This window comes from Micromonospora sp. NPDC047187 (assembly GCF_040643355.1).
GTDB lineage: Bacteria > Actinomycetota > Actinomycetes > Mycobacteriales > Micromonosporaceae > Micromonospora > Micromonospora salmantinae.
In genome coordinates this window covers 249,148-269,439 of record NZ_JBEYUF010000002.1, presented here as the reverse complement: position 1 = coordinate 269,439, position 20,292 = coordinate 249,148, and the positions used below count along the sequence as shown (strand labels likewise).

At 70.6% G+C, this 20,292-nt stretch carries 18 protein-coding genes and 1 tRNA gene; 7 read left to right on the top strand and 12 right to left on the bottom strand.

The annotated features are described in order from the left end of the window. Positions 1 to 513, bottom strand: a 513-nt coding sequence (locus tag ABZ794_RS05725) for a hypothetical protein (RefSeq protein WP_357514429.1), incomplete at its 3' end; no start/stop codon positions are given. A gap of 102 nt (positions 514 to 615) precedes the next feature. Here ABZ794_RS05725 and ABZ794_RS05720 point away from each other — a divergent pair. The 4 genes from ABZ794_RS05720 (at position 616) to ABZ794_RS05705 (ending at position 3,628) form a co-directional block, all read left to right on the top strand. Continuing rightward, a complete protein-coding gene (locus ABZ794_RS05720; protein WP_238689509.1) occupies positions 616 to 963 on the top strand; it encodes a hypothetical protein in 348 nt (115 codons plus the stop codon). Then, the gene (locus ABZ794_RS05715) at positions 963 to 1,580 is read left to right on the top strand and encodes a tetratricopeptide repeat protein (RefSeq protein WP_210783970.1); all 618 of its coding nucleotides are present in this window, start codon (positions 963 to 965) and stop codon (positions 1,578 to 1,580) included. Before ABZ794_RS05720 ends, ABZ794_RS05715 begins: the two co-directional genes overlap by 1 nt. Next, positions 1,577 to 2,854, top strand: coding sequence for a glycosyltransferase (locus ABZ794_RS05710; protein ID WP_238689507.1), 1,278 nt, complete (start codon positions 1,577 to 1,579; stop codon positions 2,852 to 2,854). Before ABZ794_RS05715 ends, ABZ794_RS05710 begins: the two co-directional genes overlap by 4 nt. Positions 2,855 to 3,046: 192 nt before the next feature. Next, complete coding sequence (locus ABZ794_RS05705) at positions 3,047 to 3,628, top strand: hypothetical protein (RefSeq protein WP_210783972.1); 582 nt, start codon at positions 3,047 to 3,049, stop codon at positions 3,626 to 3,628. Positions 3,629 to 3,777: 149 nt separating this feature from the next. Here the strand turns inward: ABZ794_RS05705 and ABZ794_RS05700 are convergent. Beyond that, positions 3,778 to 3,851 (bottom strand) — tRNA-Thr (locus ABZ794_RS05700). Between the two features lie 144 nt (positions 3,852 to 3,995). Between ABZ794_RS05700 and ABZ794_RS05695 the strand changes: the two genes are divergently transcribed. Beyond that, positions 3,996 to 5,750: a metallophosphoesterase gene (locus tag ABZ794_RS05695; protein ID WP_210783973.1), complete on the top strand. Its 1,755-nt coding sequence runs from the start codon at positions 3,996 to 3,998 to the stop codon at positions 5,748 to 5,750. Positions 5,751 to 5,892: 142 nt separating this feature from the next. Here ABZ794_RS05695 and ricT read toward each other — a convergent pair whose 3' ends face one another. From ricT to tmk, 6 genes are all read right to left on the bottom strand, one after another. After that, on the bottom strand, positions 5,893 to 6,732 hold the full coding sequence (gene ricT, locus ABZ794_RS05690; RefSeq protein WP_210783974.1) for a regulatory iron-sulfur-containing complex subunit RicT: 840 nt from the start codon (positions 6,730 to 6,732) through the stop codon (positions 5,893 to 5,895). 342 nt (positions 6,733 to 7,074) lie between these two features. Continuing rightward, positions 7,075 to 7,755, bottom strand: coding sequence for a hypothetical protein (locus tag ABZ794_RS05685; protein ID WP_210783975.1), 681 nt, complete (start codon positions 7,753 to 7,755; stop codon positions 7,075 to 7,077). After that, on the bottom strand, positions 7,755 to 8,060 hold the full coding sequence (locus ABZ794_RS05680; protein ID WP_112602113.1) for a type VII secretion target: 306 nt from the start codon (positions 8,058 to 8,060) through the stop codon (positions 7,755 to 7,757). The genes ABZ794_RS05685 and ABZ794_RS05680 overlap by 1 nt, the downstream gene beginning before the upstream one ends. A 1-nt stretch (position 8,061) precedes the next feature. Continuing rightward, a complete protein-coding gene (locus ABZ794_RS05675; RefSeq protein ID WP_053659404.1) occupies positions 8,062 to 8,391 on the bottom strand; it encodes a YbaB/EbfC family nucleoid-associated protein in 330 nt (109 codons plus the stop codon). A gap of 122 nt (positions 8,392 to 8,513) precedes the next feature. Continuing rightward, positions 8,514 to 9,776, bottom strand: coding sequence for a DNA polymerase III subunit delta' (locus ABZ794_RS05670; RefSeq protein ID WP_210783976.1), 1,263 nt, complete (start codon positions 9,774 to 9,776; stop codon positions 8,514 to 8,516). Further along, positions 9,776 to 11,875: a dTMP kinase gene (tmk, locus tag ABZ794_RS05665; RefSeq protein ID WP_210784023.1), complete on the bottom strand. Its 2,100-nt coding sequence runs from the start codon at positions 11,873 to 11,875 to the stop codon at positions 9,776 to 9,778. Before tmk ends, ABZ794_RS05670 begins: the two co-directional genes overlap by 1 nt. Before the next feature lie 307 nt (positions 11,876 to 12,182). Here tmk and ABZ794_RS05660 point away from each other — a divergent pair, with 307 nt between their 5' ends. Then, positions 12,183 to 13,391 (top strand): amino acid deaminase/aldolase, encoded by a 1,209-nt coding sequence (locus ABZ794_RS05660; RefSeq protein ID WP_210783977.1) that lies wholly within the window; start codon positions 12,183 to 12,185, stop codon positions 13,389 to 13,391. A 52-nt stretch (positions 13,392 to 13,443) separates the two neighbouring features. On the opposite strand, the gene ABZ794_RS05655 is transcribed toward ABZ794_RS05660, so the two are convergent. Then, positions 13,444 to 14,049 carry a TetR family transcriptional regulator gene (locus tag ABZ794_RS05655; protein WP_210783978.1) on the bottom strand — a complete coding sequence of 202 codons (606 nt, stop codon included), beginning with the start codon at positions 14,047 to 14,049 and terminating at the stop codon, positions 13,444 to 13,446. 224 nt (positions 14,050 to 14,273) lie between these two features. Between ABZ794_RS05655 and ABZ794_RS05650 the strand changes: the two genes are divergently transcribed. Further along, a complete protein-coding gene (locus tag ABZ794_RS05650; protein WP_210783979.1) occupies positions 14,274 to 15,590 on the top strand; it encodes a D-arabinono-1,4-lactone oxidase in 1,317 nt (438 codons plus the stop codon). A gap of 79 nt (positions 15,591 to 15,669) precedes the next feature. Here the strand turns inward: ABZ794_RS05650 and topA are convergent, their stop codons facing one another. From topA to ABZ794_RS05635, 3 genes are all read right to left on the bottom strand, one after another. Next, positions 15,670 to 18,504, bottom strand: coding sequence for a type I DNA topoisomerase (topA, locus tag ABZ794_RS05645; RefSeq protein ID WP_357514423.1), 2,835 nt, complete (start codon positions 18,502 to 18,504; stop codon positions 15,670 to 15,672). A 442-nt stretch (positions 18,505 to 18,946) separates the two neighbouring features. Next, on the bottom strand, positions 18,947 to 19,681 hold the full coding sequence (locus tag ABZ794_RS05640) for a hypothetical protein (RefSeq protein ID WP_357514421.1): 735 nt from the start codon (positions 19,679 to 19,681) through the stop codon (positions 18,947 to 18,949). Next, complete coding sequence (locus ABZ794_RS05635; RefSeq protein WP_357514419.1) at positions 19,672 to 20,211, bottom strand: hypothetical protein; 540 nt, start codon at positions 20,209 to 20,211, stop codon at positions 19,672 to 19,674. The genes ABZ794_RS05640 and ABZ794_RS05635 overlap by 10 nt, the downstream gene beginning before the upstream one ends. Positions 20,212 to 20,292 lie beyond the last annotated feature (81 nt).

The following is a 20,292-nucleotide window of genomic DNA, read 5'->3' as shown; positions in this document are numbered from 1 at the left end:
GGCACGCAGGGCGACACGGGTGCTCAAGGCGCGACCGGTGCCCAAGGCCCGCAGGGCGACGCGGGTACTCAAGGCTTCCAAGGTGCCACCGGTGCTCAGGGCGACGCAGGCGCACAAGGCCCGCAAGGCGACGCGGGCGCACAAGGCGCCGCCGGCGCTCAGGGACCGCAGGGCGACACGGGTGCTCAAGGTGCTCAAGGCTTCCAAGGCGCCACCGGCGCGCAGGGCACGCAGGGCGACACAGGCGCTCAAGGCGCCACCGGAGCCCAAGGCCCACAAGGCGACGCGGGCGCACAAGGCGTCCAAGGCTTCCAAGGCGCCACCGGCGCGCAGGGCACGCAGGGCGACACAGGCGCTCAAGGCGCCACCGGAGCCCAAGGCCCACAAGGCGACGCGGGCGCACAAGGCGTCCAAGGCTTCCAAGGTGCCACCGGCGCTCAGGGCGACGCGGGCGCACAAGGTGCCACCGGCGCCCAGGGCGCGCAAGGCGACGCAGGCGCTCCAGGCGTCCAAGGCTTCCAAGGTGCGCAGGGCGCCCAGGGAGACACGGGGGCACAAGGACTTCAGGGCGTACCAGGACCGCAGGGCGCCACGGGTGCCCAGGGCCCGCAGGGCGTGGCGGGCAACGGAATCGAGGCCGCCTACATTCAGGGCCCGCTGACCGTGATCGCAGACACCCCTGTCGATTTCGGCTGCCAGGCCGGAGATATCGCTGTCGGAACCGGATACCAGCTCTCGGGAGCAGGCGTCAACCCTGTGCTCATCCAGCCGCTCTCAGTCAGTGGCTACCAGTTCACCTTCACCGGCGGGGGCGCCGACATCTGGGTCTCCTGCATTTCACTCGCCACACCGCTGGCGTTGACGGCTCCGTCCAACACCTCGGGCCGGGCGACGTCAAACAGTAGCGACACCAACCGGCCGAACAGCAGGTCGAACCGCCCCGTCACCGTCGAGGAGGAGTAATGAACATGCGTCAGATATTCGGGTCGCTCGCCTGCGGTGCGGTCCTGCTGACCGGAGTCACGGCATGCAGCGACAAGCCTGCCGAAAAGCCGCAGACGAACAACGCCGGCAGCACCGACCAGACGAACGGTGCCGAGACTACGCCGGCGGATCTGCTCAAGCTCGGTCTTGAGCAGGGCCAGGCCGGCAACTTCGACGCGGCAAAGGCCACCTTCGAGAAGCTGCTGGACGCCGAGGCCGACAACAAGTTCGCCTGGTTCAACCTGGGCTACATCGCCCAGTCGCGCAATCAAGCCGACGAGGCGATCAGTAACTACGACAAGGCACTGGCGGCCGACGCCAACTACAAGCCGGCCCTTTACAACAAGGCCATAGCACTGGAAGGCAAGGCGCCGACGACGGCGATAGACATCTACCGCAAGGTCGTGTCGATCGACGACAAGTCGTCAACCGCCTACCTCCGACTGGGCATGTTGCTGTCCCAGTCTGGCGAGGACGCAGCAGCGCGGGACGCCTTCAAGGCGGCGATCCGTCTGGACAAGGGGCTCACCTCAGCCGTTCCCGCGAAGTACCGCCCGACCCCTACCGCTCGATCCTCGACTTCGGCGGGTCGGTGATTGTCTCCATGCGCACACCTCGCGTAACGGTGTTCACGGGGAGCAACCGCACCCGCTTCATCGACGAATGCTTCGAATCGCTCGTCGCGCAGACCTTCACCGACTGGGAATGGGTGGTCATCCTCAATCAGGGGTCGCGTTGGCGACCCGAGAGGCACGACGATCGGATCCGGCTCATTGTCCAGGACAACCTGAACGGCGTCGGCGCGGTGAAGGGGTACGCCTGCGCCGAGGCTGCCGGTGACATCCTGGTCGAGCTCGACGACGACGACCTGCTCAGCAGCGACTGTCTGCAAGAGATCGTCGACGCCTTCGACTCCAACCCGGAGGTGGGGTTCGTCTACAGCGACACCGCGCAGATCCAGGAGGACGGTGGCCGCTCTGAGGACCGTTTCGCGAGCTCGTTCGGCTGGCGGCACTACGACGACAAGGTGGACGGCCGAGAAGTGCTGGTCTGCCGGGCACTGCCGCCGACGCCACACAACGTGAGCTACATCTGGTACGCACCGAACCATGTACGGGCGTTCCGCCGGGACATCTACGAGAAGGTCGGCGGGTACGACGAGTCGCTCGACGTTGCGGACGACGCCGATCTCATGGCTCGGATGTACCAGGTGAGCGAGTTCCATCACATTCAGAAATGCCTGTACCTCCAACGCATGCATGCCAAGAACACGCAGCGCATTCCAGATGTCAACGCTCGCATCCAGCAGCGCACGGTGGAGATCTATGACCGGAACATTCAACATAATGTGCTGGCCTGGTCACGGCGGCAGGGGCTCCTGGCGCTCGACCTGGGCGCCGCGCACAACAAGCCGGAAGGGTATCTCGGTCTGGATTGCCACGACGGGTCGGGTGTGGACATCGTCTGCGACATCACGAAAGGCGTGGACCTGCCGGACAACAGCGTCGGTGTCATTCGAGCGGTGGACTTCCTGGAACACATCCCGGACAAGATCGCACTGTTCAATGAGCTGTACCGACTACTCGCACCGAATGGCATGCTGTTGTCGCTGACCCCCAGCACCGACGGTCGAGGCGCCTACCAGGATCCGACGCATGTGGCGTTCTACAACGAGAACTCGTTCTGGTACTTCACGGACGCCAAGTATTCTCGGTTCGTACCTGAAATCAAATGCCGGTTTCAGGCGTCGCGGCTGGTGACGTACTTCCCGAGCGAATGGCACCAGGCGCACAACATCCCGTACGTCTCGGCGAACCTGATAGCGATCAAGGACGACGTCGTGCGCAACGGCGGCCTGCTGAACATTTGACCATCACGCGGCTTAGCTGGCGCTGGGACCCGGAGCGCCAGTTTGGAACGACGAAGATCGTGGCCGATGAGGGCCTGGTGGGTAGGCCAAGGCACCCAACCGCGTGACCATTCGTGGCCGACGGTGACTGTCCTGGGCATCGGCTACCGGCATGGGCCACGCGTTAGGGACCGAGGCCCCTAAGCTATCGCAATGCCTGAGCATGGCGTGATCGATCTCGACGAGCACAACCATGTGCCGACCGAATCAGGTCCCACCACTACCCGTCGTCGTGCGCTCAAGAAGGCCCAACTGCGCCTCGTCGCCGTCTTCCTGGTCGGCTTGCTGCTGGGCGGGATCAGTGTCAACGAGTTGCGAGACTTACGTGAGCAGCGGGAACGGGCCGCGTCGGTCGCACTCGTCGTCATGCCGGGGTCGGCCCGTTCCGATGGCGTCGTTACCAAGGGCGTCGCCGAAGTGGACGGGTCGGTGGAAGTGACCAACTTTGGCCCTCTGCCGGTCACGATACGCGCGGTGCAAGCGCAGACATCTGGCGTCCTGATTCAGAACGTCGGCCAGTCCCAGCCGTTGCGCCCCGGCAGCACCCGCTGGCTCGACGTCAAGCTGCGGCTTCAGTGCCCGCTCGAAGTCCGGGACGAACCGTTGTCGATGCGCATCTCAGTAGAGACCGCCGATAGGCAGATCAAAGAGGTCCATCACCCCGTAGCCCTGCACGCAAGCGGCTGGCACTTCCAGGCTTCGCTCCTGTGCTTGCGAGCAGGTCTAGATGGGTGAGACGTGACAACGGGGGGCCAAGAGCCTGAGGGGATCCCGCGGTCGTTGCGCGGGATACGGACTGTCTGCGGACTGGCACGTCCGGCGGCGCTGCCGTGGACCTTGAGAAACGGCAGAAGCCCAGGCCAATGACCTGGGCTTCGCTACCGAGCCGCCTGACGGAATCGAACCGTCGACCTACGCATTACGAGTGCGTCGCTCTAGCCGACTGAGCTAAGGCGGCAACGATCAGCAAGTGTACGGCACCCCGGCGGCACCGACCGAACGGGATACCCCCGCCGTGCTGGCCAGCACCAACCGGACATCGGCCGCCATCTGGACGCTTACCGGACAGCGGATGATCGGGTCCGGGACTACGCTGCGGCGGGTGAGCGACGAACGCGACCACCCCGAACGTCAGGACGAGACGACCGAACGCCCTGACCGCGCGCCGGCCGGTGAACGCGCCGCCCATCGGCCGCGCAGCACCGACCCGCTGGAGTTGGGCTTCACGCCGCGCAAACCGGTGCCGTGGCTGGCGCCGTTCCTGTTGATCAGCACCGGCATCCGGACGCTGCTGGCGGTGCTCTTCGGGGCGTACCTCGACAAGCGCGAGTTGCAGAACGCGTTCGGCGACGGCGTCTTCCGCCAGGTCGGGCCGGACGGTGGGCTGTGGCTCGACTACGTGGCCGACCTCGGTGACGGCTTCAACGCCACGTACTCGGTGGCGTACCTGCTGGCGCAGCCCGAGCTGACCGTCGACGGGCACCGCCTGCCCCGGGCGCAGACCCTGGTGATGGGCGGCGACCAGGTGTACCCATCGGCGGCCTACGCCGCGTACGAGGACCGGTGCAAGGGCCCCTACCAGGCCGCGCTGCCGGTAGCGCCGGCCGAGAAGCCGACGCTCTTCGCGGTGCCGGGCAACCACGACTGGTACGACGGCCTCACCGCGTTCCTGCGGTTGTTCGTCCGCTCCCGGGACCGCAACTTCGCGGGCTGGGGCACCGGGCAGTCCCGGTCGTACTTCGCTGTGGAGTTGCCGGCCGGCTGGTGGTTGCTCGGCGTGGACGACCAGTCCGGCTCGTACCTGGACGACCCGCAGCTGGCCTACTTCGACGAGGTGGCCCGGCGGCTCGGTCCGGAGTCGAAGGTGATCATCGCGACGCCGGCGCCAACCTGGGTCAAGGCCGCCGACAACCCCACGGCGTACGACTCGATCGACTACTTCATCCGCACGATCATCGACCCGACCGGGGCGCGGGTGCGGCTGTTGCTCTCGGGCGACCTGCACCACTACGCCCGCTACTCAGGGCCGGACCGGCAGCTGATCACCTGCGGCGGTGGTGGCGCCTACCTCTACCCCACGCACAAGCTGCCGGAGCGCATCGAGGTGCCACCGCGGGACACGCTGGCCCGCAGGGCCAGCTCCACCCAGCCGTACGACCTGGTGGCCCGTTACCCGGACGCCGCGCGGTCGCGCCGCTACGGCTGGGGCATCTTCCCCCGGTTGCCGTTGCGCAATCCCGGCTTCACCACGTTGCTCGGCACCCTGCACACCCTGCTGATGCTGGCCATGGCGGGCGCGACGGCGAACTGGGCCGACAGCACCAACCAGCGGCTGTTCAGCGTCCCGCTGGTGGTGATGGTGCTCGTGACGGTGATCGCGGCGGCCCTGTTCGCCAAGCCGCCGAGCGCGAGCGGCAAACGCCACGTGCGGCACTGGATCCTCGGCGTGGGCCACGGCGTCGCGCAGGTGGCTCTGGGGGCGGCCGGCACCTGGGTCTGGTTGGCGCTGCCGTTCTACGACTGGCCGTGGCCGCTGCCGGCGGTCGCCGCGGCGGTGCTCTACGGCCCGGTGATCGGCCTGGTCGCCAGCCAACTGGTGGCGGCGTACCTGCTGGTGGCGGGCTCTTTCGGAGTGAACGTCAATGAACTCTTCGCCGGTCAGGGCATCGAGGATTCGAAGTCGTTCCTGCGACTGCGTATCGACCCGGACGGCACGTTGACCATCTACCCGCTGGGGGTAGACCGGGTCTCCCGCGACTGGCAGGTGAACCCCGACCAGTCGCCCACCCAAAGCTGGCTGATCCCCAAGACCCCCCTAACCCCCCACCTAACCGAACCCCCCACAGTCCTGCACTAACCCACCCCCACCCACCCCCACCCGAGTTGATCAAGAGGTTTGCGTCATGACCGACCCGATTCCTGACGCAAACTTCTTGATCAACTGGGCTAAGCGGCGGGCGGGAGCCGGGGAGCCGGGCCGGAGAGGAACGGGCGCGGGGTTAGGGGGTGTATTGCTGGTCGTGGGCTTGGCGGGAACCGCAGACGTCGGCGCGGGAGCACATTGAGCGCGAGCCGTCCGCGTCCAGGCGTACCGTCACCGCGTCTCTCGGGACGCTGTGGCCGACGACCCGGCCGTCACCCTCGGGGGTGGAGACCCGACTGCCGACCGACGGGGCGGTCTCCTGAAAGCGCTGGTACAGCGGGTGCTCGTACTTGAGGCAGCACATCAGCCGCCCGCACGCGCCGGAGATGCGCAGCGGGTTGAGAGGCAGGTCCTGGTCCTTCGCCATCCGGATGGTCACCGGCTCGAAGTCGGTGAGGAAGGTGGCACAGCACAGGTCCCGACCGCAGGAGCCGATGCCGCCCTGCACCCGCGCCGAGTCGCGTGCGGAGAGCTGGCGCAGCTCCACCCGACAGTGCAGGGTCGCGCCCAGGTCGCGGACCAGGGACCGGAAGTCCACCCGGTGCGGGGCGGTGAAGTAGACGGTGCTGCGCTCACCGCCGCTCTCGGCGGAGCCGAGCACATGGTCGACCGCCACCACCTTCATCGGCAGGCCGTGCGAGCGGATCAGCCGTTTCGCGGCCACCTTGGCCTCGGCCTTGCGCCGACGCAACGCCTCGTCCCGGCGGAGGTCGTCATCACCGGCCAGCCCGACCAGGCGGGGGAAGCCGTCGGTCTCCTCGGTCACCCACTGCGCGGCCCACACGCACTCCGCCACCTCGGGCCCGTCATCGGTGGGCACCAGCACCCGGTCGCCCACCTGCGGACGCAACTCGCCCGGGTCGAGGTAGTAGAGCCGCCCGTACCGGTTGAAGCTGACCGCGCAGAGCATGCCCATCCCCCCACCCTACGACGGGTCACGGCGCAAGGCGCACCGCCCGCCTACGCGCCGCTGCCATTCATGACCGTCGACTCGACCTATTGCCGGGCGTCCCGTCGTGCCGTTGCTGCTCGCCCGGACGGTTGAATCCGGGGCCGGGCAGGAGACAAGACGTGCCTCGGCGGCGTTGAGTGGAGGAAGACCTGCGGGGGGTGCACGGGGAAGACCACGGCGTCGCCGTGGGCGCCGGCTCAGGTCAGGCGCCCACGAGCGACGCCGTGGCCTGTCCGAGGCAACGCGGCCACGGCCGGAGGATCGAAATCCGGGGCAACACCGCCACGGCCGGAGGGCCGGGCTCCGTTACCAGCCGACCCGGGTGGGCTGGTCGTAGCGGGGTCGTCCGTCCGTTGGCGGACGCCACGCGGTCTCGGCCAGGCTCGGCGCCCACTGACGCAGCAGCGTCTCCGCACCGTCGTACGCGACGCAGAGCACCGCCAGCACCCGTGCGGCGATCTCGGCGGCGTCGGCCACACCGGGCCCGACCGGCCCGGGCCGCGTCGACGCGCCGGTCGCGGTGGCGGCGACCACGGCTACCGCTTCGGCCGAGCGGAGCACGTCGGCCAACGTGCGGGCCAGCGCGAGACGGCTGCCCTCCACCCAGTCGGCGAGGGCGTCGGCGTAACCGGCTGTGGATTCGAGTCGCCCGACCAGGCTGTCCGGCCCCTCGTCGAGGTGGCGCAGCAGCGCCGCCCGCTGTTGCCCGTACGCAGTGGCGGCCGGCCCGGACCAGAGCACCGAGTCGGTGAGCGCGGCGGAGACGTCGTCGTACCCCCGGACGAGCCGGCGCACCGCGTAGCCGGCGCTGGCGAGCGGCACCGGGTGCAGGTCGAGGAAGCCGCGGACCGCGTCGCCCGGCAGCACCTGCATGCGGCGCAGCAGCGGCCAGACCCGGTGCCCCTCGGGGACGCCGGCCGCGATCAGTCTGTCCACCCGGCGGAGCAGGTCAAGGCCGGGTTCGGCGAGCCGGTCCAGCGCGTCCATCACGGCTCCCCGGTGAGCCGGCGGCGGGCCGCCCGGTCGACCTCGGCGTAGCGGTCGGCGGCCTCCCGCACGGCAGCCGCGGCGGCGGCCAGTCGACCGGCCGCGGCGCGGGCCTCCCGGGCCCGGTCGTCGGTGGCGGTGGTCCACTGCCGGTGCAGCGCCCGACCGATCTCGCCCGGGCGGCCCGGTGCGTCGGCGCCGAACGCGGCCTGGGCCGGATCGCCGGCGGTGACGGTGTGCGAAACGACTGTGAGCGTGGCGCTCGCCTCGTCCAGTCGGGCGGAGAGCGCGCGCAGTGTGTCCATCTCAGGCCCCCGCGAGCGGTCGGTAGGCGGCGAACGTCTCGTTGTGCAGCTTTTCCCGGGCCCATTCGGCGGCGTCGGCCGCCGCGGTGACCGCGGCCTGCACGGAACCGGCCACGTCGCGCGGGCTTCGGCTGTGCAACGGCCCGAGGAACCGGACGTCGGTGATCCGTCCACCGGCGGTGACCACCACCTCGACCAGGCCGTCCGGCGAGCGGACGGTCACTTCGACGGTCGACACCGCCTGGTCGAACTCGGCCTGGAGGGACTCGATCCGGCGGTAGCGTCGCACCGCCTCCTCGATCCAGGCTTCGTCGATCTCCCCCCGCGGCATCGGCCGACTCCTCCCGGGTGATCCATCACTCAGTGTGGTGCCACCGTCACCACGGCACAGGGACCGTACCGCACCGCAATCGGGCCTGTCGATGCCTGTGGACAACGGCCGGGAAGTGCGGGTCAGCCCTTCCAGAGGGCGAGCATCATCGCCTCGACCGCGATCCGCGGCTTGACGTTCGCCTCGATCGCCGCACGGCAGGCGAGCACGGCCTCCAACCGGCGCAGCGACCCCTCGGCGTCCCACTTCTGCGCGCCGGCGCCGGCCAACGCGGCCGTGTCGGTGTGCACCGGGGCGACGGGTGCGCTCAGCGCCATGGTGAGCGCGTCCCGGTAGAAGCCCGCGAGGTCGACCAGCGCCCGGTCCAGTGCGTCCCGTTGGGCCCGGGTGGCCCGGGACTTCTGCCGCTTCTCCAGCTCCTTGAGCTGCCCGGCAGCGCCTCGCATGGCGCCGGCCGCGCCCCGGCCGGTGCCGCCCGCGCCGAGCGCGGTCTCCAGTGCCGCCCGCTCGGTCGAGTCGGCCTCGGTGACCGACGCCTCGGCCTCCGCCTCGGCCGCCTCGATCAGCGCCGACGCCGCGTCGAACGCCGCGCCGACACCGGTCAGCCGGCGGGGCACCGCGAGCACCGCCTCGCGTCGTTTGCGGGCCTCCGGGTCGCGGGCCAGCCGGCGGGCCCGACCCACGTGACCCTGCGCGGCCGCCGCCGCCCACTGCGCCACGTCGGGGGCGATGCCGTCCCGACGAACCAGCACCTCGGCCACATCGGCGGCCGGCGGCTGCCGCAGGGGTACGACCCGACAGCGTGACCGGATGGTCACCGAGATGTCGTCCGGGTGGGTGGACGGGGCACAGAGCAGGAAGACCGTCCGCGGTGGGGGTTCCTCGATCGCCTTGAGCAGCGCGTTGCCGGCGGCCTCGGTGAGCCGGTCGGCGTCCTCGATGACCACCACCTGCCAGCGCCCACCGGACGGGGTGCTGGCCGCGCGGAGCACCAGCGCGCGCATCTCGCCGACGCCGATGGAGAGCCCTTCGGGCACCACCATCCGCACGTCGGCGTTGGTGCCGCCCATCGTGGTGTGGCAGCCGGGGCACTCACCGCAGCCGGTGCCGTGCGCGCACTGGAGTGCGGCGGCGAACGCCCGCGCGGCGACCGAGCGGCCGGAGCCGGGTGGCCCGGTGAAGATCCACGCGTGCGTCATCCCGGTGGACGGGTCCACCCCGCCGGTCACTGCGTCGTCGGCCACGGACTCGTTACCGCTGGCCGGGCCGGCGGCGACCAACGCGGCCGCCCCAGCGCGCAGCACGGCGGCTGCTGCGGCGGCGGCGCGCCGCAGCTCGACCACCGCCTCGTCCTGACCGACGAGGTCGGCGAAGACGTCCGGCATCAGGTCTTGTGCTCCATCGTCACCAGCTCCGCGTCGGATAACTCAGGCTGCACCGAGGTGTCCGGGCCCTGCGCCGGCCGCGGGTGCACGATGCCGCCCGGCTTGCCGAGCATCTCCTCGACCCGCCGGACCACCAGCCCGGTGATCTCGTCGGCCGGCCGGGACGCGTCGAGCACCAGGTAGCGCTTCGGGTCGGCGGCGGCGAGGTCGAGGAACGCGTACCGGACGCGCTCGTGGAAGGCGACCGACTCGGCCTCCAGCCGGTCGGTGCCGGTGTTGCGCGAGGCCACCCGGGACAGGCCGGTGCGCGGTTCGACGTCCAGCAGCACCACCAGGTCGGGCTTGAGCCCACCGGTGGCCCAGGAGGAGAGCCAGGAGACCTCGTCGACGGGCAGCGTCCGGCCGGCGCCCTGGTACGCCAGGGACGAGTCGACGTACCGGTCACTGATCACCACGCCGCCCCGGACCAGCGCGGGTCGGACGACTGTGGCCACGTGGTGCGCCCGGTCGGCGGCGTAGAGCAGCGCCTCGGCCCGGGGGGATGGCGCGTCGTCGCCGGAGGTGTCCAGCACCAGCGACCGGATTCGCCGGCCGACGCCGGTGGCCCCCGGCTCGCGGGTGACCACTACCTCTCGGCCGTGACCGCGCAGTCGCTGGGAGAGCGCGGTGAGCTGGGTGGACTTCCCCGCGCCCTCGCCGCCCTCGAAGACCACGAAGAGCCCGGCGGAGACGAACGGCTCGGCGGGCATCAGCGGACGGCCCCGGATGGAGCCCCACAGGTCGGCGAGGACCGGGACGCCCTTCTTGTCGTCCATCTGGCCGAACGCGCTGATCCCGGCGAAGATGCCGGCGGCACCGGCGGCGAGCAGCAGCAGTCGGGTGGAGGAGACGGAGATGCCGAGGTCGGCGATTGTCAGTTTGCGGGAGCCGCCGACACCGACCAACACGCTGCTCAGCCCGATGGCCAGGATCAGCACCAGCCGGGTGCCGATCTGCACCACAGCGAAGACCCGGCCGCGCACCTCGTCGGCCACCTCGCCGCCCAGCAGCGTGGTGCCGGCCAGGAAGGCCATCCCGGCACCGGCGCCGACCAGCACCGCGCCGACGATCGCCATGGACAGGTGGATGGCGAAGGCGAGGGTCATCACCGCGGCGCTGGCCAGCACGATGCTCATGCCGAACCAGCGACGCCGGGACATCTCCTTGACGATCATCGGGCCGAGCCCGATGCCGAGCGCCAGGCCGACGAAGATGGCACCGAAGAGCAGTGAGAACGCCGCGTCGCCGGCGCCCAGCGAGTTGGCGAAGAACTTGGCAGTGCCGACCACGATGCCGCCACCGGCGAACGCGCCGAAGATGCCCAGCACCAGGCCACGGACGAGCGGGGTCTCGCCGATGTACTTCCAGCCCTCGGAGAACTGCCGGAACATGCTCTGCTCGGCACGCTCGGCCTCACCGCGTTGAGCCTCGCTGATCTCCTTGATCCCGAATGCCACCACCAGTGCGGTGGCGAGCCGGGAGAAGGAGTTGATCCAGAGCGCGAGCTGGGCCGGCTCGGCCCAGGAGGGCAGGTCGCCGCCGACGGCACCACGGACGCCACGGTCGAGCACGGCAAGGCCGATGGCGGCGGCGACCGGGGTGAGGCCGTAGGTGGTGATCAGGGTGAGCTGGTTGGCCGCTTCCAGCCGGGCCCGCGGGATCAGGTTCGGGACCGCGGCCTCCTTGGCCGGGATCCAGAGCAGGGTGAGCGACTCGATCAGGAAGGTGGCGATCAGCGCCCAGCCGACCACCAGGCCACCTGCGGCGCCACTGAGGGCGTAGAGCGGAATGGAGGCGAAGAGCACGAAGCGCAGCAGGTCGCAGATGACCATCGTCCAGCGCCGGTCGAACCGGTCGGCGAAGACGCCGGCCACCGGGCCGAGCACCAGCGCGGGCAGCAGCCGGATCGCGGTGACCCCGCCGAACGCGGCGCCCTGGGCGGTGCTGCCCTGCACCTGCGAGGCGGCGAAGAGCGCGGTGGCCAGCAGGCCGAGCCAGTCACCGAAGGAGGCCGCGCCGAGCACGATCCAGAGCCGTCGGAACGGCCGGATGCGCAGCACTGACCGGATCGCGGCATAACCGGACGGATCAGCCTGACCGCCGTTGGGCTGCTTGGCGGCGCTGCCCGACTGGTCACCCGAGCGCGACACGCCGGGCGACTCGCCGCTGTTCTGGCTTTCGATGGCCGTACCTCCACGTGCCGGCCCATCGCTGGGCACCTCCGGTGCAACACTCTAGACCCGGTGGGGGCCACCCCCCGGGCGACATTCTCCTGCTCGCTGAGCCTAGGCCGCCGGAGGTACCGACCGCAGCCCGGACGTACGCGAGGGTATTTCGCATTCTCCGTCAGACAGTTAGCGTGCACACGTGGCCATCGAAAGCGACAAACTTCGCGAGCGCCTGGATCGGGCGACTGCCCACCTCGACCCCCCGTACGCGGTGGTCGACCTCACCGCCTTCGACGCCAATTCGGTCGCCCTGGCCGATCGCGCCGCCGGAAAACCGGTCCGCCTCGCCAGCAAGTCGGTCCGCAGCCGGGAGCTGATCAGTCGAGCCCTCGCCCGGCCCGGCTGGCAGGGCGTGATGGCTTTCACAGTGCCCGAGGCGATCTGGCTGGTCCGCGCCGGCGTCAGCGACGACGTGCTGGTCGCGTACCCGAGCGCGGACCGGGCCGCCCTCACCGAACTGGGCGCCGACCCGACGCTCGCCGCCGCGATCACCCTGATGATCGACAGCACCGGCCAACTCGACCTCATCGACGCCGTCACGGCACCGGGGCAGCGCGCCGAGCTACGGCTCTGCCTGGATCTGGACGCCTCCTGGCGACCGCTGCGCGGTCGGGTGCACGTCGGCGTCCGCCGCTCACCGGTGCACAGCGCGCGGGCGGCCGGCGCGCTCGCCGCAGCCGTCGCCGGTCGGCCCGGCTTCCGGCTGGTCGGGCTGATGTCGTACGAGGCGCAGATCGCCGGCCTGGGTGACGCGCCGCCGGGCAGGACGCTGCTGGCGGGCGCGATCAGGCTGGCCCAGCGCGGGTCGTACCGCGAGTTGCTGGCCCGCCGTGGCGCGGCGGTCGCCGCGGTACGCGAGCACGCCGACCTGGAATTCGTCAACGGCGGCGGCACCGGCAGCGTTGCCGCGACCAGCGCCGATCCCGCGGTAACCGAGATCACCGCGGGATCGGGCCTGTACGGGCCGACGCTGTTCGACGCGTACCGCGCCTGGCGGCCCACCCCTGCGGCGTTCTTCGCCTGCGCGGTGGTCCGCCGACCGACGCCGGAGCTGGCGACGGTGCTCGGCGGTGGCTGGATCGCCTCCGGCCCGGCCGCCGACAGTCGACTGCCCCGGCCGTGGCTACCGGCGGGGCTGAAGCTGGTTGGCACCGAGGGCGCCGGCGAGGTGCAGACTCCGCTGTCCGGAGCGGCGGCGGCCGGGCTGCGCATCGGCGACCGGGTGTGGTTCCGGCACGCCAAGGCAGGTGAGCTGTGTGAACGGGTCAACGAGCTGCACCTGGTCGAGGGCGACGCGGTGGTGGCGACCGTCCCCACCTACCGGGGTGAGGGGCAGGCCTTCCTCTGAGACCGGACAGCTGCCCTCACCGCCGGCCGAGGCCCGTTCGCCCCGCGCCGACTCAGGCGGGTTGGGGCGCCCCAGCCTGCTTGCCGACTGTCGACCGGCCGTTGTCCGGGCCGTCGACCTGGCGGTGCAGGTACTCCCGGATCAACGCCTTCGCCTCCAGCAGCACCCGCTCGTCGCCCTCGGGCTTCCGACGGAACGCGAGCTTGATCAGCGCGTCCGCGGCCTCGACCGCGATCTCCAGCACGAAGCGCAGCTTGGGCACGTCGGTGAGCCCGAAACGCTCGGTGAGCACCCGGGCCAACTGATCGGCGATCACGCCGTTGTTGTCCCGCTGCTCGTCGAGCAGGTGCAGGTCGACCACGTCGCCGAAGTGCAGGGTACGGAAGCCGGGGACGGTGCGGTGCATCGTGATGTACTCGTCGATGCCCGCGTCGACGCCGTCCCACCAGTGGGTCATCTCGTCGGAGGCGAACCGCTCGTCGAGGCGCTGGAGGTAGGACTCCATCGTCCGCAGGGTCAACGCCTGCACGATCGCCCGCTTGTCCGGAAAGAACTGGTAGACCGACCCGATCGCCACCTCGGCCCGCTCGGCGAGCAGGGTGGTGGTCAGCCCCTCGTACCCCACCTCGTCGACGAGTTCGGCGCAGGCATCCAACATGCGCTGTACCCGCGCGACACTTCGACCTTGCACCGGTACGCGGCGCAGCGGCCCGGTCGTGGCGGCTGGTGTGGACACTCTGCGCCACCCCCCTTCGACGGATGAACATATCTCCACGTCACGAGTCCGTGACTACCGGTACAACGAGCGGATCGCAATTGCGGTATTTACCAGCTAGAACGTTCCTGATATGAAGTCAGTTCATATTCATGAATGGAGTGCGCATGGTCCGCACCGCACCGCTCGGGGCTGGATGGTCCAACTGGGCCGGGAACCAGCGTGGCAGCGCCAGCGCGATCCTGCGCCCCGGCTCGCCGACCGATGTCGCAGAAGCCGTCCGATCTGTTGCCGCCGACGGCGGTCGGATCCGGGTGACGGGCAGCGGTCACTCGTTCACCGCCGTCGCGCTCGCCGACGACCGTCGGATGGACCTGTCCGACCTGGACACCATAGTCAGCGTGGACGTCGCCCACCGACTGGTCACAGTGCCGGCGGGAATGACCCTGCACGCGCTCAACGGCCTGCTCGCCCGGCACGGCCTCGCGCTGCCCAACCTCGGCGACATCGACGCGCAGACCGTCGCCGGTGCGATCTCCACCGGCACCCACGGCACCGGAGCCGGCTACGGGTGCCTCTCCACCTTCGTCGAGGCGATCACAGTGGTCACCGGCACCGGCGAGGTGCTGCGCTGCTCCGCCGACGAACATCCCGACGTCCTCGCCGCCGCCCGGGTGTCACTCGGCGCGCTCGGCGTCCTGGTCGAGGTGACCCTGCGCTGCGTGGACGCCTTCGTCCTGCGCGCCCACGAACGCCCGGCCGAGCTGGCCGACGTGCTCGGCGAACTGCCCGAGCTGATCGGCCGACACGACCACGTCGAGTTCTACTGGTTCCCGTACACGTCCCGGGTCCAGGTCAAGGCCAACGACCGGGTACCCGCCAACGACAGGCCGCTGCCCCGCTGGCGTGGCTGGGTGGACGACGACTTCCTGTCCAACCGGGTCTTCGCCGGCGCCTGCCGACTCGGCCGGGCCGTGCCCGCGCTGGCCCCGGGGATCAGCGCGGTCTCCGCCCGCGCCCTCACCGAACGCCAGTACACCGGACGCTCCGACCGGGTCTTCTGCACGCCGCGCCGGGTCCGCTTCGTGGAGATGGAGTACGGCCTACCCCGCGAGGCGTTGCCCGAGGCGCTCGCCGCGCTCCAGCGGATCGTGGACGGCCTGCCGTTCAAGGTGCTCTTCCCGGTGGAGGTGCGGTTCACCGCCGCCGACGACATCTGGCTGTCGCACGGCTACGGCCGGGACAACGCCTACATCGCCGTGCACCAGTACGTCGGCATGCCGTACGAGCCGTACTTCCGGGCCTTCGAGCAGGTGGCCGCCGGGCTGGGCGGTCGCCCGCACTGGGGCAAGCTGCACTACCGCGACGCCGCCTCGCTGGCCACTGCGTACCCCCGCTTCGCGGACTTCCAGGCCGTCCGCGACCGGCTCGACCCCCACCGCGTCTTCACCAACCCCCACCTGAACCACGTCCTCGGGGTCTGACGGCCTCGGTCTAGGGGATCTTGGAAGGAAACAGCCCTTCCAGGGGCACATTCTTTCCAAGATCTCGTAGAGCGGAGGGCTACTCCGTGCTGGTCGCGGCCTTGCGCGGGGCGGCCTTCTTCGCCGGGGCCTTCTTCGCCGCCGTCGCCTTGGCCGTGGTGGCCTTCTTCGCGGCAGTGGACTTGCTGGCAGCGGCCGTCTTCTTGGTGGCCGTCGCCTTCTTCGCGGGCGCCTTCTTCGCCGCCGCCTTCTTCCGCGGCGCCGGACCCTTCGCCCGCTTCTCGGCCAACATCTCGGACGCTTCCTCGAGGGTCAGCGCCTCCGGCGTCTGCCCGCGCCGCAGCGACGCGTTGAACTCCCCGTCGGTCACGTACGGGCCGAACCGGCCGTCCTTGATCACCAACGGCTTCTCGGTCGCCGGGTCCACACCCATCTCGCGCAACGGCGGTGCCGCGGCTCGCCGTCCACGGGCCTTCGGGGCGGCCAGCAGAGCCAGCGCCTCGTCCAGGCCGACAGTGAACATCTGGTCCTCGGACTCCAGCGAACGGAACTCCTCGCCCCGCTTGACGTACGGGCCGTAGCGACCGTTGTTCGCGAAGACCTCGACGCCGTCCGGCGCGACACCGATCAGCCGGGGAAGGCTGAGCAGCTTGAGCGCCTCCTCCAGGGTCAGCGAGTCCGGGGTCTGCGTACGCAGCAGCGACGACTTCCGCTCGCCGCTGGACACGTACGGGCCGAACCGGCCGGACTTGAGCACGATCGGCTCGCCGGTGCCGGGGTCGTCGCCGAGCTTGCGCTCGCCGCTGCCGCCCAGGAACAGCTCGTGCACCTTCTCCGGGGTCAGCTCGTCCGGGGCCAGGCCCTCGGGGATCGGCGCCCGGTCACCCTGGGTGCCACCCTCCTCGCCCTCACCCGAAGCCGGTGCCGGCTGCTCGCCGCCGGGCAGCTCCCGTTGCAGGTACGGCCCGTAGCGGCCGACCCGCACGACGACCTCGCGGCCGTCGTCGTCGGTGAAGAGCGGGATGGAGTTGACGCTGCGGGCGTCGATGTCGCTGAGGTTCTCGGTGACCAGCTTCTTGAGCCCGCCGGAACGGGCGATGTCCTGGTCGCCGGCACCGTTGGAGCTGCCGAAGTAGAACGCCGTGAGGAAGTCGACCGCCGCGTGGTCACCGCCGGCGATCTCGTCCAGCTCGTTCTCCATGGTGGCGGTGAAGTCGTAGTCGATCAGGCGTGGGTAGTGCCGTTCCATCAGCCCGATCACCGCGAAGGCCAGGAAGGTCGGGATCATCGCCTGGCCGCGCTTGGTGACGTACCCCCGGTCCTGGATCGTCTGCATGATCGACGCGTAGGTGGACGGGCGGCCGATGCCCAGCTCTTCCAGGGCCTTGACCAGCGACGCTTCGGTGTAGCGCGACGGCGGCTGGGTGTGGTGGCCCTGTGCGGCCAGCTCGTCGGCGGTCAGCGGCTGGTCCTTGACCAGGGTGGGCAGCCGGCGCTCGGCGTCCTCGGCCTCGGCGTTCTCGTCGTCGCTGGACTCGACGTAGGCGCGCAGGAAGCCCGGGTCGGTGATGGTCTTGCCGGTCGCGCCGAAGTCGGCTTCCTCCTGCGAGGTGGAGACCGCTCGGATGCGCACCGACACGCTGGAGCCGACCGCGTCGGTCATCTGCGAGGCGATGGTGCGCCGCCAGATCAGCTCGTAGAGCTTGAACTCCTCGGCGGACAGCTCCTTGGCCACCTCGCCCGGGGTACGGAAGTTGTCCCCCGCCGGACGGATCGCCTCGTGCGCCTCCTGCGCGTTCTTCACCTTGCCGGTGTAGCGGCGCGGCTCCGGCGGAACGCTGCGCTCGCCGTACAGCTCGACGATCTGTCGGCGGGCCGCCGAGATGGCGGTCTCCGACAGGTTGACCGAGTCGGTACGCATATAGGTGATGTAGCCGTTCTCGTACAGGCGCTGCGCGGTGCGCATCGTCTGCTGCGAGGACAGGCGCAGCTTGCGGGCCGCCTCCTGCTGGAGGGTCGAGGTGATGAACGGCGCGTACGGGCGACGGCGGTAGGGCTTCTCCTCGACCCGGGTGACGGTGAACGGCCGCCCCTCCAGCCGGGCCGCGAGACCCCGGGCGCCACTCTCGTCGAGGTGCACGACGCCAGCGCCGGGCTTCACGCGACCGGTGGTCGGCTCGAAGTCCTTACCGGTGGCGATCCGGTCGCCGTTCAGAGCGATCAGGGTGGCGTTGAACGCACGCGGGCCCTCACCGGCGTTGGCCACCGCGAGGGTGGCCAGAATGTCCCAGTATTCGGCGGTGCGGAAGGCCATCCGCTGCCGCTCCCGCTCGACCACGATGCGGGTCGCCACGGACTGCACCCGGCCTGCCGAGAGCCGCGGCATGACCTTCTTCCACAGCACCGGGGAGACCTCGTAGCCGTACAGGCGGTCGAGGATCCGGCGCGCCTCCTGGGCGTCGACCAGATCGCGGTCGATCTCCCGGGGGTTGGCCACCGCCGCCTGGATCGCCGGCTTGGTGATCTCGTGGAAGACCATCCGCTTGACCGGGACCTTGGGCTTGAGCGTCTCGACCAGGTGCCAGGCGATGGCCTCGCCCTCGCGGTCCTCATCCGTCGCCAGGAAGATCTCGTCGACTTCCTTGGCCAGCTTCACCAGCTTGCTGATCTGCTGCTTACGGTCGGCGGAGACGACGTAGAGCGCCTGGAAGCCGTTGTCGACGTCCACCCCGAGCCGGGCCCAGGGCTCCTTCTTGTACTTGGCCGGCACGTCGGCGGCGTTGCGCGGCAGGTCGCGGACGTGACCGAAGCTGGCCTCCACGACGTACCCCGGGCCAAGGTAGCCCGAGATCGTCTTGGCCTTCGCCGGTGACTCGACGATGACCAGACGGGTGGTTCCAGCGTTGCTCGGCACGTCTCTCCCCGACCTCACTCCTGCTCGTGGCCTGCCGGCGCCCGGACAGCGACCGCTTTCGACCCCGCCGTCGCACCGGCGGTCCGGATGTCCAACGTAACGCGCCGCCCGCGTTTCGGGTTTCGCGGGCCGCAAACCGCTTCGACGCGGTCGTGGACGCCGCCTCGCCGCGCTCGGCACTGCCGGACGGCGCCACCGTACACCGTGGGTAGGGCTCGAAGCGGGTCACTGTGACGATGGCGGACCCATGACCGAGGCCCGACCCGCCCGTTTTCCGCCTGGATCGACCCGCCGGCTGTCCGGCACCGGACACCCGGCCGCCCCACCCCCGGGCCGCCGCCCAACCCCGTCGATCATGGACTTATGGTGGGCGTTTTAACCCCGGAAAGGCAATACGTCCCCCACCACAACTCCATGATCGATCCGGTGAAGGTGGGGTGGATCAGGTTGGCCAGGCGTCGGCAGGCGTCGCGGTCGGCGGCCCGCCGACCAGCTCGGCGAGGCGGGCCAACCGGCGGCGGCCGGCGATCCGGTACGCCGGGCCGCCCTCACCCGGGCCGAGCAGCGTCCCGGCCAGCCCCGCCGAGGCGAGCGCCACACCGATCGGCTCCCAACACTCCTGGTCGTCGGCGCCCAGCCGCAACAGAAAACAGTCCGGAGGCTCCGGCGTCCCGGCGGCGGCGAGCCACAGCCGCAACCGCCGGCCGGTCAGGTGGAACGCGGCCGGCGGGCGTTTCGTCGTACCGTGCAGCCAGGCGGCCGCGAGCGGCTTCAAGACCCGGGTGTACGACGTACGAACGGCGTGTCGCGCGCCCTCGGTCGGCTCCCAGCTCGCCGCCAGCCCACGCGACGCCAACTCGGCGACGAGCACGTGCACCCGCCAGGCGGCGTCCACCTGCACCGAGAGCCGGGCGGTGCCGCCCATCCGGACCACCTCACCCGGCCCGGCGAGCAGCCCGGCCAGGTCGGCGACGGTCGGTTCGGCCGCGTCCGCGCCGAAGAAGACAAGTTGCCGGCCCGCGTCGTCAGCCTGCTGAACTGAGCCGTCCTGCGACGGGCGGTTCTGCGGCGCGCCGCCGCGGCGTCGCCCGGGAGTGGGCGTGTCGGACTCGGGCGCGGGGAACAGCGCCGGGGGCGGCTGTGCCTTCCCGGTGTCACCGAGCCCGCTCAGCGACACTCCGGCACCTCGTCGAATGCCTGTTTCAACTCCTCGGAGTTGAGCTTGCTGGTGTCCAGCGCGCTGGCGTCGTACTCCTTGTTGAGGGTCGCCACGGCGGCCCGCACGCCGTCGTAGAAGACGGTCGGCTCGCCCGTGCCCAGGCCGTCGATGGTGTCCCGGGCGCGACCGTACGCGTCCCGCATCTTCCCCAGGGAGTCACGGAAACCCGCGGAGATGGCCTCCCCGTTCTCGGCCTCCGGGATGCCCGCCTTCTCCACCTTGCGGCGCGCGGCCTCGCTGGCCTGCTCCGCCCCGTCGAAGAGCCGCACCAGGTTCTCCTTGGCCTGCGCCGGCGTGGTCTGCGCGGTCATCTGCTCGTCAGTGCTGCTGGTCAGCTTGTTGATCTCGGAGCGCCACGGGGTGAGGGCACCGCAGACCGAGGCCGCCCAGGCCCGTGGGCTGGGACCCCCGCCGCAGCCGGCCAGGACGACGATCGTGGCCAGGACCACCGTGAACTTTCCGGCGGCAGACGCCCGGCACGTACGCATGCGTTGCAGCGTACGGCCTTTGGCCAGGTGTGGCATCGGGCCGGACGGCCGGGGTCCCCGGGGGGCGGGGTGCGTGGGCCG

Bases quoted from the DNA above. Each gene is read 5' to 3' on its own strand.
- ABZ794_RS05715 (WP_210783970.1), top strand. From the start codon at position 963: ATGAACATGCGTCAGATATTCGGGTCGCTCGCCTGCGGTGCGGTCCTG.
- ABZ794_RS05705 (WP_210783972.1), top strand. From the start codon at position 3,047: ATGCCTGAGCATGGCGTGATCGATCTCGACGAGCACAACCATGTGCCG.
- ricT (WP_210783974.1), bottom strand. From the start codon at position 6,732: ATGGGCATGCTCTGCGCGGTCAGCTTCAACCGGTACGGGCGGCTCTAC.
- ABZ794_RS05685 (WP_210783975.1), bottom strand. From the start codon at position 7,755: ATGGACGCGCTGGACCGGCTCGCCGAACCCGGCCTTGACCTGCTCCGC.
- ABZ794_RS05680 (WP_112602113.1), bottom strand. From the start codon at position 8,060: ATGGACACACTGCGCGCGCTCTCCGCCCGACTGGACGAGGCGAGCGCC.
- ABZ794_RS05675 (WP_053659404.1), bottom strand. From the start codon at position 8,391: ATGCCGCGGGGGGAGATCGACGAAGCCTGGATCGAGGAGGCGGTGCGA.
- ABZ794_RS05670 (WP_210783976.1), bottom strand. From the start codon at position 9,776: ATGCCGGACGTCTTCGCCGACCTCGTCGGTCAGGACGAGGCGGTGGTC.
- ABZ794_RS05655 (WP_210783978.1), bottom strand. From the start codon at position 14,049: ATGTTGGATGCCTGCGCCGAACTCGTCGACGAGGTGGGGTACGAGGGG.
- ABZ794_RS05650 (WP_210783979.1), top strand. From the start codon at position 14,274: ATGGTCCGCACCGCACCGCTCGGGGCTGGATGGTCCAACTGGGCCGGG.
- ABZ794_RS05635 (WP_357514419.1), bottom strand. From the start codon at position 20,211: ATGCGTACGTGCCGGGCGTCTGCCGCCGGAAAGTTCACGGTGGTCCTG.